Annotated in this window: 10 protein-coding genes and 1 tRNA gene; 6 read left to right on the top strand and 5 right to left on the bottom strand. The window is 74.1% G+C overall.

Annotation, left to right across the window (positions count from 1 at the left end):
- The first annotated feature begins 28 nt into the window (after positions 1-28).
- Entirely contained in the window at positions 29-1,171 is a 1,143-nt protein-coding gene (locus AC5K6T_RS04005) for a DUF475 domain-containing protein (RefSeq protein WP_493205667.1), read from the top strand.
- Between the two features lie 99 nt (positions 1,172-1,270).
- On the top strand, positions 1,271-2,002 hold the full coding sequence (locus AC5K6T_RS04010; protein ID WP_493205669.1) for a TerD family protein: 732 nt from the start codon (positions 1,271-1,273) through the stop codon (positions 2,000-2,002).
- Between the two features lie 477 nt (positions 2,003-2,479).
- Here the strand turns inward: AC5K6T_RS04010 and AC5K6T_RS04015 are convergent, their stop codons facing one another.
- Positions 2,480-3,298 carry a TerD family protein gene (locus tag AC5K6T_RS04015; RefSeq protein WP_493205671.1) on the bottom strand — a complete coding sequence of 273 codons (819 nt, stop codon included), beginning with the start codon at positions 3,296-3,298 and terminating at the stop codon, positions 2,480-2,482.
- Between the two features lie 185 nt (positions 3,299-3,483).
- Between AC5K6T_RS04015 and AC5K6T_RS04020 the strand changes: the two genes are divergently transcribed.
- The 3 genes from AC5K6T_RS04020 (at position 3,484) to AC5K6T_RS04030 (ending at position 8,556) form a co-directional block, all read left to right on the top strand.
- On the top strand, positions 3,484-4,656 hold the full coding sequence (locus AC5K6T_RS04020) for an HpcH/HpaI aldolase/citrate lyase family protein (RefSeq protein ID WP_493205673.1): 1,173 nt from the start codon (positions 3,484-3,486) through the stop codon (positions 4,654-4,656).
- A gap of 148 nt (positions 4,657-4,804) precedes the next feature.
- Positions 4,805-7,741 (top strand): phosphoribosyltransferase, encoded by a 2,937-nt coding sequence (locus AC5K6T_RS04025; RefSeq protein WP_493207323.1) that lies wholly within the window; start codon positions 4,805-4,807, stop codon positions 7,739-7,741.
- The gene (locus AC5K6T_RS04030) at positions 7,741-8,556 is read left to right on the top strand and encodes an HAD family hydrolase (protein WP_493205675.1); all 816 of its coding nucleotides are present in this window, start codon (positions 7,741-7,743) and stop codon (positions 8,554-8,556) included. The genes AC5K6T_RS04025 and AC5K6T_RS04030 overlap by 1 nt, the downstream gene beginning before the upstream one ends.
- 114 nt (positions 8,557-8,670) lie before the next feature.
- Here AC5K6T_RS04030 and AC5K6T_RS04035 read toward each other — a convergent pair whose 3' ends face one another.
- The 4 genes from AC5K6T_RS04035 to AC5K6T_RS04050 all read right to left on the bottom strand — a co-directional run bounded on the left by AC5K6T_RS04035 (position 8,671) and on the right by AC5K6T_RS04050 (position 12,672).
- The gene (locus tag AC5K6T_RS04035; protein ID WP_493205677.1) at positions 8,671-8,889 is read right to left on the bottom strand and encodes an FmdB family zinc ribbon protein; all 219 of its coding nucleotides are present in this window, start codon (positions 8,887-8,889) and stop codon (positions 8,671-8,673) included.
- Between the two features lie 9 nt (positions 8,890-8,898).
- Complete coding sequence (locus tag AC5K6T_RS04040; RefSeq protein WP_493205679.1) at positions 8,899-9,540, bottom strand: DUF4383 domain-containing protein; 642 nt, start codon at positions 9,538-9,540, stop codon at positions 8,899-8,901.
- Between the two features lie 383 nt (positions 9,541-9,923).
- Positions 9,924-11,333: a coiled-coil domain-containing protein gene (locus AC5K6T_RS04045; protein ID WP_493205681.1), complete on the bottom strand. Its 1,410-nt coding sequence runs from the start codon at positions 11,331-11,333 to the stop codon at positions 9,924-9,926.
- A gap of 568 nt (positions 11,334-11,901) precedes the next feature.
- Complete coding sequence (locus AC5K6T_RS04050) at positions 11,902-12,672, bottom strand: DUF4097 family beta strand repeat-containing protein (RefSeq protein WP_493205683.1); 771 nt, start codon at positions 12,670-12,672, stop codon at positions 11,902-11,904.
- A 249-nt stretch (positions 12,673-12,921) separates the two neighbouring features.
- On the opposite strand from AC5K6T_RS04050, the gene AC5K6T_RS04055 reads away from it, so the two are divergent.
- Positions 12,922-12,993 (top strand) — tRNA-Val (locus tag AC5K6T_RS04055).
- The last annotated feature ends 225 nt before the right edge of the window (positions 12,994-13,218 follow it).

Raw genomic sequence — 13,218 nt, forward strand, 5'->3', positions numbered from 1 at the left:
GGGGACCCCCTTAAGGATTGGGTAGCCAGTGGTTCTGAAAACCTTCGGCTGGTCGTTCGCGGTCACCGCGCTCGGCCTGGTCGCGGCGGTCTTCTACGGGGGGTGGACCGCCTTCGGTATCGTGGCGATCCTCTCGGTCCTCGAGATCTCGCTGTCGTTCGACAACGCGGTGGTCAATGCCGGAATCCTGAAGAAGATGAATGCCTTCTGGCAGCGGATCTTCCTCACCGTCGGCGTGCTCATCGCCGTCTTCGGCATGCGGCTCGTCTTCCCCGTCGTCATCGTGGCCGTCAGCGCCGAGATGGGGCCGCTGGAGGCGGTCGACCTCGCCCTCACCGACAAGGACCGCTACCAGCAGCTCGTCACCGACGCGCACCCGTCGATCGCCGCCTTCGGCGGCATGTTCCTGCTGATGATCTTCCTGGACTTCATCTTCGAGGACCGGGACATCAAGTGGCTGGCCTGGCTGGAGCGTCCTCTCGCCAAGCTCGGCAAGATCGACATGCTGTCCGTGTGCGTCGCCCTGATCGTCCTGCTCGTCACGTCGATGACCTTCGCCACCCAGGCGCACCTGCACGCCGGGCACGCGGACAAGGCGGAGACGGTCCTGCTCTCCGGCATCGCCGGCCTCATCACGTACATGGTCGTCGGCGGTCTGTCCGGCTTCTTCGAGGACCGCCTCGAAGAGGAGGAGGAGCGTGAGCACGAGGCCGAGGAGGAGGCCGAGCGCGCCGGAAGGCCGCGCTCCGCGACCCTGCTGGCCGGCAAGGCGGCGTTCTTCATGTTCCTCTACCTCGAGGTCCTCGACGCGTCGTTCTCGTTCGACGGCGTCATCGGCGCCTTCGCCATCACCAACGACATCGTCCTGATGGCCCTGGGCCTCGGCATCGGCGCCATGTACGTCCGGTCGCTCACCGTGTACCTGGTCCGCCAGGGCACCCTCGACGACTACGTGTACCTGGAGCACGGCGCCCACTACGCCATCGGCGCCCTCGCCGCGATCCTCCTCGTCACCATCCGGTACGAGATCAGCGAGATCGTCACCGGTCTGATCGGCGTCGTCCTCATCGCCTGGTCCTTCTGGTCCTCCGTACGCCGCAACCGCGCTCTCGCGGCCGCCGACGGCGAGGCGGGCTCGGACGAACGCACCGAGGTGCCCTCGGGGGTGTGACACCCTCACGGGTGAGGAACGCTTCGAGCGGGGCGGTGTCGAGGACCGGGTCCTCGGCGCCGCCCCGCCGGTCTTCGACGAACTCACAGGGGGCGGGACATGGGGCTGCTCGACGGGCTCTGGCGCGGGCGGGACCAACAGTTCGACTCGGGAAGCGCGGCATCCAACGCGATCGAGCTGACCAAACGGCACAGCCAGGTCTCCCTCACCAAGCAGGGCGCCGCCACCGGCCATCTGCGCATCAACCTCTCCTGGCGGATGCGCACGTCCGACATCGGCGGCCCCCAGCGCGAGAGCCTGCTGCGGCATCCCTTCCGCGCGCTGAAGCCGCCGGAGGTCATGGGCCACAGCCAGAGCATGGTCAACGTCGACCTCGACCTGGGCTGCCTCTACGAACTCCAGGACGGCACCAAGGGCGTGGTCCAGCCCCTCGGCGGCTACCTCGGCGACGTCAACGCCCCGCCCTACGTCAAGCTCAGCGGCGACGACCGCTTCGGCTCCGCCTCCGGCGAGACCATGTACGTCAACCTCGACCAACGCGAGCACCTCAAGCGCCTGCTGGTCTTCGCCTACATCTACGACCAGACCCCCGCCTTCGACCGCACCCACGCGATCGTCACCCTCTACCCCACCAACGGCCCCCGCGTCGAGATCAGCCTCGACGAACGCCACCCCCAGGCCCGCTCCTGCGCCATCGTCCTCATCGAGAACGTCAAGGACGAGATCGTGGTCCGCCGCGAGGTCAAGTTCGTCTACGGCTTCCAGGCCGAGCTCGACCGTCTCTACGGCTGGGGCCTCCAGTGGGGCCGGGGCTACAAGACCAAGACCTGACCCCGCCCCACCTGCCGCCAGACCGCGGCCCCGGAGGCCACGAGCCCGAACCGGGCTCTACGAAGAAGGTAATGGGCGCGGGGAACGGCGCGACAGGCCACGGCGTGGCCGCACTCGTGCCCGGGCAGACCGCTGCGTGTGGGGGCGTGGGCCGCCCCCGAGGCCGGGGCGCAGGCGATGCCCCGGGGGCGCGGGGAACGGCGCGACAGGCCACGGCGCGGCGGTGCCCGCCCACGCGCGGGGCCGCTGTCCGGCCGATCAGTGCCGATCCTCGTGCGCGGCCGACGGTGATGCCCCGGGGCGCGGGGAACGGCGCGACAGGTCACGGCGCGGCGGTGCCCGCCCACGCGCGGGGTCGCTGTCCGGCCGATCAGTGCCGATCCTCGTGCGCCGCCGTCGGTGATGCCCCGGGGGGCGAGGGGAACGGCGCGACAGGTCACGGCGCGGCCGCACCAGCAGACGGCAGGCCCCCGGAGACTACCGCCCCACGAACTGCGGCCCCTGAGGAGGCAACCGCACCGCCCCTCCCGCCGGTGCCCCCACGGGCTGGGGATACCCGTACCCGGGCCCCGCCCCCGCGCCCCCCGCCGGCGGGTACCCGTACGCCGGCTGCGTCCCCGCCGCGCCCCCCGCGCCCTCCGGCTGCCGAGGCACCGCGGCGGTGGGTGCCTCCGGAGGCAACGGCTGGGCCACCTCCGGCACGGACGCCGCAGCGGAGGTCTCCCCGGCCTCACCGTCCGGCACCTCCCCCTCGGACTCGTCCACCGAGATCCCGTAGTCCGTGGCCAGCCCCCGCAGCCCGTCCGAGTAGCCCTCCCCGAGCGCCCGGAACTTCCACCCCTGACCCCGCCGGTACAGCTCACCGCAGATCAGCGCGGTCTCCCGCCCCGTCTGCGGCGTGATGTCGAAGTAGGCGAGCGCGTCACCCGCGCCGTCCGACGGGTCGAACAGCGAGATCCGCAGTGACCGCACCTGGTCGAAGGTCACCCCGTCCGCCGAAGCCACGAGCAGAATCCGCCCGACCCCCGGCTCGACCGCGGCCAGATCTGTCTGGATCGTGTCCGTCAGCCCCTCGGGGCCGCGCTTCTTGCCGAGCCGCCACACGTGCCCGGACGGATGCCGGGGCTGGTTGTAGAAGACAAAGTCCTCGTCGGAGCGCACACGGCCGTCCCGGCCGAGGAGCAGCGCCGAGGCGTCCACGTCGGGCACCCCCGGCCCGGAGGTCCAGCGCAGCACGGCGCGTACCGTGGTGGCCTTGAGCGGGACGTTCGACCCCTTCAGCATCGCGTGCGTCATGCCGTCATCCTGCCCTCTCGGTCCTGGCCACGACAATGCGGGGGGACGACGGCCTTCGGCCGTCCGTGCGCATCCGCGTTACCTCGAATTCATGCCCGGCGGGAACCCCGGACATGGACTCCTACGTACTATTACCGGCCACTCACATCCGTCTCTCGGACCCATCCGACACCCAGGGGAGCTCCATGCGTCATTTCGGGCACATCGCCCCCGAGGTGCGGCAGCGCCTGTTCCACCGGGAGCCGAGCGCGTTCACCGTCGACTCCCCGGCCCGGCTGCTGTCCACGGCCCTCGGCGCCACGCTGTACAGCCCGGCCACCCGGCCCCGGCTCGCCGACGACATCGTCAAGCAGGCGGCCCGCGGCGTGGTCTCCATGGTGCTGTGCCTGGAGGACTCGATCGACGACGCGGACGTCCCGGAGGCCGAGGAGAACCTGGTCCGCCAGTTCGCCGCGCTCGCCGCCCGCGAACCCCTCGCCGCGGACCCGCCGCTGCTCTTCGTCCGCGTCCGCACACCCGAGCAGATTCCCGACCTGGTGGAGCGGATCGGCCCCGCCGTGCGGCTGTTGTCCGGTTTCGTGCTGCCGAAGTTCACCGAGGAACGCGGCATCCCCTTCCTGGAGGCGCTCGGCGCCGCCGAAGCGGCCTGCGCCCGGCGGCTGTTCGCGATGCCCGTGCTGGAGTCGCCCGAGCTGCTCTACCGGGAGTCCCGGGTGGAGACCCTCGAGGGCATCGCCCGCGCCGTCGACAAGTACCGGGACCGGGTTCTGGCGCTGCGCCTGGGCGTGACCGACTTCTGCTCCTCCTACGGCCTGCGCCGGGGTCCCGACATGACCGCCTACGACGTACAGATCGTGGCCTCCGTGATCGCCGACGTGGTGAACATGCTGGGCCGCGCCGACGGCACGGGCTTCACCGTGACCGGCCCGGTCTGGGAGTACTTCCGCGTGCAGGAGCGTATGTTCAAGCCGCAGTTGCGGCACAGCCCCTTCCTGGCGGGCCAGGCCGAGGAACTGCGCGAGCGGCTGATCGAGCACGCCATGGACGGACTGCTCCGCGAGATCGCCCTGGACCGGGCCAACGGCCTCATCGGCAAGACCTGCATCCACCCCTCCCACGTGCTGCCGGTGCACGCGCTGTCCGTCGTCAGCCACGAGGAGTACAGCGACGCCCAGGACATCCTGCGCCCGGAACGGCTCGGCGGGGGTGTACTGCGGTCGGCGTACACCAACAAGATGAACGAGGTGAAGCCGCACCGCGCCTGGGCCGAGCGGACCCTGCTGCGCGCCGAGGCGTTCGGCGTGGCCCGCGAGGACGTCGGCTTCGTCGAGCTGCTGGCCGCCGGAGTCCCCGGCTGAGCACGCGGGAACGCGGGGCCACCCGAACGCGGGACGACAGGACGCGCGTGCGCGGCACCACGGGATCACACCGGACGACGGGAACACACGGGATCACATGAACAACGCGGAGAACGAGGGCGCGAACGGCGCGGCCGGCGCGAACGGCATGGCCGGCGCGGACGCTGCGGCCGGCGTGAACGGCGCGGCCGGCGCCGGCCGCGCCGGCAGCGCGGCCGGTGTGGACGGCGCGGCCGGTGTGGACGTCTGGTCCGGGACCTGGGTCGCCGAGCGGCTCGGGGTCCGGCTGGCCGGCGACGACCGTCTGCCGGAACTGCTGGGACTGGCCCTGCGCCGCAACCCGAAGCGCGCGCACCTGCTGGTGTCCCACGTGCTCGGCAAGCACGTGCCGCAGGCGCCGTCCGTGGTCCACGGCCACGGGTTCGCCCTGGGCCGCCGGGTGCGCGCACTGCTCGGCGAGCGGGAGACGGCCCGCGCGGTCGTCCTCGGCTATGCGGAGACCGCCACCGGCCTCGGCCACTGCGTCGCCGACGGCCTCGGCCACGCCCCCTATCTGCACTCCACCCGCCGCCCGGTGACCGGCGCCGTCCGCGCGGGCGGCTTCGAGGAGTCCCACTCCCACGCCACCTCCCACCTGCTGCTGCCCGAGGATCCGGACCTGCTGGCCGGGGACGGCCCGCTGGTCCTGGTCGACGACGAGTTCTCCACCGGCAACACGGTGCTCAACACCATCCGCGACCTGCATCGCAGCCATCCGCGACGGCACTACGTGGTGGCCGCCCTGGTCGACATGCGGTCCGCGGCGGACGCGGGCCGGCTGGAGGACTTCGCGCGGGAGACCGGCGTCCGCGTGGACCTGGTGGCCACCGCCTCGGGCACCGTGACGCTCCCGGAGGGCGTCCTGGAGAAGGGCCAGGCCCTCGTGGCCCGGCACGACCCCGGCCCTGCGGCCACTGCGCCCGCCGGACCGTGCACGGTCGCGGAGTCGCGTACGGCCGGGGAGCCGTGTACGGTCGCGGAGCCGCGTACGCCCGCCGGGCCGCGTACGGTCGCGGAGTCGCGTACGGCCGGGGAGTCGCGTACGGCGGCCACGGAGCCGCGTACGGCCACGCACGCGCTCGTCGGCGGCTCCGGCGCCGCCCGGGTGGACCTGCGCTGGCCGGACGGCCTGCCCGACGGCGGACGGCACGGTTTCACGCCCGCCCACCGCACCCGGCTGGAGGCCGAGCTGCCCACGATGGCCGCCCGGCTGGCCGGGGCGCTGCCCGGTGACGCGCGCCGCGTGCTGGTCCTCGGCTTCGAGGAGCTGATGTACGTCCCGCTCCGCCTCGCCCGGGAACTGGAGCGGCTGCTGCCCGCGGCTCAGGTGCGGTTCTCCACCACGACCCGCTCACCCGTGCTGGCCGTGGACGACCCCGGCTACGCGATCCGCACCCGGCTGGTCTTCCCCGCCCACGACGGGCCCGCCGACGGCCCCGGCGAGCGCTACGCCTACAACGTCGCCGGCGCCGGCTTCGACGCCGTCGTCGCCGTCGTCGACTCCGCCGCCGACACCCCCGAACTGCACGCCCCCGGGGGGCTGCTGGCCCGGCTCGCGGTCCACACCCCGCGCGTCCTGCTCGCCGTCGTCCCGTCCTACGTCCCCGTACCCGCGGCCGTACCCGCGGCCGTACCCGCGGCCGTACCCGGGGCCGTACCCGCGGCCGTACCCGCGGCCGTACCCGGGGCCGTACCCGCGGCCGTACCCGGGGCCGCACGCCCCGCCGCAGCCGCGCCCGCACCCGTCGCCGTGCTCCCGCCGGTACCCGCACCCGCCTCTGCCCGGCGGCCCGCGGGCCCGCTCACCCGCCCGGCGGCCCGTCCGTCCGTCCGCCCGTCCGCCGCTCCCGCCGAAGGACCCGCCATGCTGCCCGCGCCCCTCCGCGGCCCCGCCTTCTCCTCCTACGCGCCCGAGGAGGTCGGCTGGCTGCTCCAGGACCTCTCCGAGGTCACGCTGGAGGCGCCGGTCGAGGAGCGCGAGGAGGCCATCCAGGGCGGCGGCGCGCACTACGCCGAGTCGCTGCCCGTGGAGTACCAGCCCAGCGAGCAGTACCAGGAACTGTTCCGCACCGCGCTGGACGCGTCCGCGGCCCGGCTCGCCCAGGCGGTCGGCGCGGTCACCGGACTCGTCCTGGCCGAACGCTCCCGGCCCGCCGCGGCCGCCCCGGCCGGCCGCCCGGTCCTGGTGTCCCTGGCCCGCGCGGGCACCCCCGTCGGCGTGCTGATGCGCCGCTGGGCGGAGTACCGGCACGGCCTGGATCTGCCGCACTACGCGGTGTCGATCGTGCGCGGCCGCGGCATCGACGCCAACGCGCTGCGCTGGCTGGCCGCCCACCACGACCCGGCCGACGTCGTGTTCGTCGACGGCTGGACCGGCAAGGGCGCCATCACCCGGGAACTGGCCGCCGCGATAGCGGAGTTCGAGGCGGCCGGAGGCGCGGCCGGCTTCGACCCGGAGATCGCGGTGCTCGCCGACCCCGGCTCCTGCGTGCGCACCTACGGCACCCGCGAGGACTTCCTCATCCCGTCCGCCTGCCTCAACTCCACCGTGTCCGGCCTGATCTCGCGTACAGTGCTCAGGTCCGACCTGGTCGGCCCGGACGACTACCACGGTGCCAAGTTCTACCGCGACCTCGCCGGAGCGGACGTCTCGAACGGCTTCCTCGACGCGGTCACCGCCTGCTTCCCTGAGGTGGCCGACGACGTGGACCGCGCGGTGAAGGAACTCGCCGCGCAGGACCGCACCCCGACCTGGGAGGGCTGGGCGGCCGTCGAGCGGATCAGCGAGGAGTACGGCATCCACGACGTCAACCTCGTCAAGCCCGGTGTCGGGGAGACCACCCGGGTGCTGCTGCGCCGGGTGCCCTGGAAGATCCTGGCCCGCGCCGGGGCGGGCGCCGACCTCGACCACGTGCGGCTGCTCGCCGGGCAGCGCGGCGTGCCCGTCGAGGAGGTCGCCGAACTGCCCTACACCTGTGTCGGGCTGATCCATCCCAAGTACACGCGCGGCGCCACGGGCGCCGACGGAAAGGCGGTGGCGCTCTGATGCCGGTGCTGGTGGCGAGCGATCTGGACCGTACGCTGATCTACTCCTCGGCGGCCCTCGCACTGACCATGCCGGACGCGCGGGCGCCGCGGCTGCTGTGCGTCGAGGTGCACGAGAGCAGGCCGCTGTCGTATCTGACGGAGACCGCCGCGCACCTGCTGGCGGAGCTGGGCGACGCGGCGGTGTTCGTGCCGACGACGACCCGTACCCGCAAGCAGTACCAGCGCATCAACCTGCCCGGCCCGGTCCCGGAGTACGCGATCTGCGCCAACGGCGGGCACCTCCTGGTCGACGGCGTCTCCGACGGTGACTGGCACGCGTCCGTCACGGCCCGGCTGGCCGCGCAGTGCGCCCCGCTCGCCGAGGTCCGCGCCCATCTGGAGGACTCCGCGGACCCGTCCTGGGTCCGCAAGCACCGCGTCGCGGAGGACCTGTTCGCGTACCTCGTCGTGGAGCGGGAGCTGCTGCCCGAGGAGTGGGTGAAGGAACTCGCCGCGTGGGCGGAGAACCGCGGCTGGACGGTCTCCCTGCAGGGCCGCAAGCTCTACGCCGTCCCCAAGCCGCTCACCAAGAGCGCGGCCGTGCGCGAGGTGGCCCGGCGGACGGGCGCCGGACTGACGCTGACGGCCGGTGACTCCCTGCTGGACGCGGACCTGCTGCTGGTGGCCGACCGCGCCTGGCGCCCGGGCCACGGTGAACTGGCCGACGCCGGCTGGACCGCGCCGACGGTCACCGCACTGCCGGAGCGGGGCGCGCTGGCCGGGGAGCGGATCATCCGGGAGCTCCTGAAGGCGACCCGCGGCGGAACGCCGTAGGGGGGCGGGCCCGTCCGTGCTCCGGGGCAGGACCCGGCCCGGCGTCCGCCCGGCCCGGCGTCCGCCCGGCCAGGAGGCCGGCCGGGCGACGGCCGGGCCCGGCCAGGGGGTCGGTCAGCCGCAGCAGCCTCCGCCGCAGCAGCCGCCCCCTCCCGCGGCGGGCGGCGCGGGTGCGGCAGTGCTCGCGGTGCCGCCGACGGCGACGGTCGACAGCAGCTTCACCGTGTCGGCGTGTCCGGCGGGGCAGGACGCCGGGGCGGCGGACTCCGCCATGGGGCGGTTCAGTTCGAAGGTGTCTCCGCAGGTGCGGCACCGGTACTCGTAGCGAGGCATGCGCACAGGTTAACCGGCGTCCTCCGGCGGCGGGGAGCTCTGCGGGAGCCGTCCCGTCGACGAGGCCGACGAGGCCGACGAGGGCGGTGGTACGGCCGACGAGGGGGGCTCGGCCCCCGGAGGCTGCCCGCCACGCGCCTGCCCGCCCCCCGTTTCGCCGTGCCGGGCCCGCCAGTACGGGTTGTCGTGCGGCAGGGCGGAACCGACCCGGCCGTACATGCCGAAGAACAGCAGCACGATCCCGACGACGAAGCTGAACAGCACGTTCTGGATCTCGAAGGCGAGGAAGTTGTAGTCCGTCTCCAGCAGGCCCATGTTCACGAAGCCGCTGAGGATGAACAGCACGCCCAGCGTCATGTTCAGCGTGGACGCGAAGTTGCCGCCGATCACCATGCCGACGAACAGCAGTCCGCCGACGCACAGGGACACCACGCTCAGGGCGCCGTTGGTGTTGAGGCCGGCGACCGTGTCCCCGCCCGTGTCGAAGAAGCCGATGTTGTTCGTCAGCCCCAGGACGCCGAACACGATGAGTGCCAGGCCCATCAGCCCGGCCCCGACCCGGTAGACCCGGCTCAGCCGGTGGTCCACGGGAAGGTGCTCGTCGAGCCTGATCCGTCGGCGCGATCCGGAGTGGAGCGTGTGTGTGGCCATGTCCGCCTCCCTTGGGCGCGCGGTGCCAGCGCAGGCCGTACCACTCCCCAATATCCGCCCCGCCCGCCCACCCGCGCAAACGCCCCCACCCCACCGCACCGGCGAGACCGTACCCGCGCCCCGGCCCTTGCGGCGCGGCGCGGGGCCGTGCCCGGGGGCGCGGGGAGCCGTGCGGCCGGCCAACGCCGCGGCCGCACCCGCCGGACTGGGATGCCGCCCTGCACGCTGTGGCCCGTGCGGCGCGGGGCCGTGCCCGGGGGCGCGGGGAGCGGCGCGGCCGGCCACGCCGCCGCCGCACCCGCCGGACGGGGGCCACGCCTCCCCGCCCCTTCCCGGCGACGGCGAACGCGCTGCCCGGCGGTCCCCGGCGGCCGGTCCCCGGCTCAGTGCCCGGCTCCGCGCTCCTCCCGGATCTGCCCCACGACCCGCGCCACGTTCCGTCGCACCGCCTCGGTCTCGGTCAGGAAGTGCCAGTAGTCGGGGTGGCGCCCCTGGAGCGTGTCCACGGCCCGCTCCAGCCGGGCCACCGACTCGTCCAGCGGCCGCGCGTGCCGGGGGTCGGGTGTGGTGCGGCCGGTCATGGCCAGCCGCTGCGCGTCCCGGATCGCGAACCGGGTGCGCTCGACCTCCTGCTGTGGGTCCTTCTGTACCGCGTTCAGCCGGGTGAGCCGGTCACCGGCCGCCGAGACGGCCTCGTCGGTGCTGTTCAGCAGCACCCGCACGGTCGACAGCAGGGCGGTCGCGTCCGCCCAGCGCTGCTCGTCACGCGCGGTCCGCGCCTCGGCCAGCTTCCGCTCGGCCTGCCGGACGTGCTCCCCGGCCCGCTCGGGCACCTGCTGGAGGTCCTGCCAGCACGCGGCGGTGAAGCGACGGCGCAGTTCGCTGAGCACGGGCTCGACCTGTCCGGCCCGCGTGGTGAGGGCCTGGGCACGGGTGCGCAGCGACACCAGCCGGTGGTCGATCTCGGCGGCCCGCTCCGGCAGCCGCTCGGCCTCCGCGCGGATCGCCCCGGCCTCCCGGGACACCCGCTCGGCCCGCTCCAGGGTCTGCGGCACGCCGTGCTGCCCGGCGCCCTGGTTGAGCAGGGTCAGCTCCGGGGCGAGCGCCGCGAGCCGGGCGGCGAGGCCGTCCGCGCGCAGCCCGGAGCCGCGTACGGAGTCCAGCGCCTCGGAAGCGGACCGCAGCGCCTGCCGGGCCCGTTCCAGGGCGGGTGCGACCCGGGCCAGCTGGGTCTCCGCCTTGCCGAGCAGCGGGCCGAGGCTCTGGGCGAACCGGTCGAGGTCCTGCTTGACCCGGCCCAGTTCGTCCTTGGCCGCGGTCAGCTCGGTGCGGGCGCGGGCCGCGGCCGACGCCTCCAGGTCGTCGCGGTCCAGGTCATGGGCGTCCACGGCCTGGATGTACCGGTGGCTGGCCTCGTCGATGCGGTGGCCCAGCTCCGCGAAGCCGGCGGTGGCCCGCCGGGCGGCCGGGCTGTCGTCGACCGCTGTGATGGTCTCGATCGAGATCCGCAGGTCCCGCTGGGCCGTGTCGAGCTCGTAGAACGCGGCCGCCGCGTCGTCCTTCGCGGCCTGCGCCTGCGCCCGCTGGCTCTCGGCCCGCCCGCCGAACCAGCGCCGGGTACCGCCGCCCGCGAACGAGGCGGGCAGCGCCACGGCCAGCACGAGCGGCAGCGCGGCCAGGGCGAGAGCGTCACGCAGGGCGCCGCGGGCGGGGGAGACCCTGGCGGGGGCCGCCGCGGGGCGGCGGACGTGCCGCGGCGGCGCCGCATACGGCTGGGGTGGTCTCGCCGTCACATCCCTCTCCCGTGCTGTCGCACCCGGCCGGTGTCGTCCTCCTGCCGGCGTCCTCTTGCCTCCGCTTGCCTCCGCAGTGCACCCGTACCCGTCGACGAGGGAAAACATATCGCAGACAGATACGGCACCCCAGGGCGGCGAGCCCGCCTCCACCGCCGCCCCACCGGCAACCGGAGCCCCCCGCGTCACCCTGTGCCCCGCCTCCGGCGTCCCCGCCCAGCGAGCCTCTTCCCCTCTTCCTCTCCTCCTCCCGCCGCGGCCGGAGGGCAACCGGAACCCGCCCGTGCCGCCTCGGCGGGTTCCGGATTCGTCCGGAGCCCGCCGGCCCCGACGAGCCCTGCTCCGCAGTCGCGAAGGTGCGCTCGCGGAGATCCGGGCCGCTCCACGGGGGTCCTTCCGCCTCCCGTCCGGTTCCGGCTGCATTCCGGGGTGCATTCCGGGCTGCATTCCTGGCAGCGGTTGGCTCCCGCGGCCGGCCGCCCGGTGCGGTGGTGGCCGTGGTCAGCGGCCGGGCGCTGTCCGACCGGCAGCCCCTCCCTCGGCGGCTGCCGGGGACGGGCGGCCCGGGTCAGCGGGTGCGGAGGGTGATGTTGCCGTCGCCGGTACGGGCGGAGACGACATGGCTGCTGGAGTCCGCGCGCGGTACGTCGACCCGGATCCGGCCGTCCCCGGTGCGGGTGCTCACTTGATAGGCGGCGCGCGGCAGTTCGACCGTGACGGAGCCGTCGCCGCTCTGCGCCCGGACGAGGTCGGGCGCGACGCCCAGCACCAGGTGGACGGAACCGTCGCCGGTGCTGACGCGGACCTCCCGGGCGTCGACGTCGGCGCGTATGGACCCGTCGCCGGTGTGCAGGTCCAGTGGGCCGCTGCTGTCGGCGACCCGCACGGAGCCGTCGCCGGTGCGGATGCCGAGCGCCTCCTCGAACCCGCTCGCGCGGACGCTGCCGTCGCCGTCCTCGACCTTCACCGCGACGCCGCGGGGCACTTCGACGCGGTGCCGGGCGCTGCAGTCGGCGACGAACCCGGAGCAGTGCAGCCGCAGGGTGAGCCGGTCGCCGCTCATGGACCAGGTGACCTTCGGGTCGCCCCCGAGGACCACGCTGCCGTCGAACCACCGGGTGACCTCGATCCGGCCCGGCCGCCCGTCGTCCACGGCCACCAGCTCCAGCTCGGAGTCGTCGGAGTCGACGGTCAGGGTGCGGCCCTGGAGGGCGAAGGAGCGGTGCTCGGGCTCGGCGTCGTCGTCCGGCGAGGAACAGCCGGTCAGCACTGCTCCGGCGGTGACGGCCGCACAGACGGCGGCGATGACGGCCGAGCGGGCCCGAATGGAGCGCCCCATGACATTCCCCCTGGTGAACCGGGTGCGCGGCCCCCTGGCCTGCGCGACTCTTCGACGGTACGGCCCGCGCGCACCCCGGGGGATCCGGGCCGCTCCCGGATCTCTGCTGGGGACATCCCCCAGAGGCGCTCAGGGGCGTCCTCGGGGTCGCGGGCTCCCGCCCGCGCTCCCCGCCCATGCGGCCCGTGTCCACCCGATACGGGTTTGCGGGGCACGGCCTCGGGCAATGTAGGCTGTCGACTCGTCCTCGGGTGCGTAGCTCAGGGGTAGAGCGCCTGCCTTACAAGCAGGATGTCGGCGGTTCGAAACCGTCCGCGCCCACCTGGTAGTTCTGGTTCCTCGCGCACGTCCGGCGGTGGTGTGAGCCTTCAGAGGCGCTACCGCCGGACAGGGCGGCTGCGATCTCGCACACTCTCGCTACACGCTCACTCCGAGAGCCCACCTCCTGAGTTCGTCCTCAACGATCACTGCGTAGGCGGCAGGTCGGACACCACAGCAGCGACCCCCGCCCTCCACCGGGAGGACGGGGGTCACCTGTGCCGGGAC

It is taken from the genome of Streptomyces sp. B8-7, assembly GCF_058833805.1.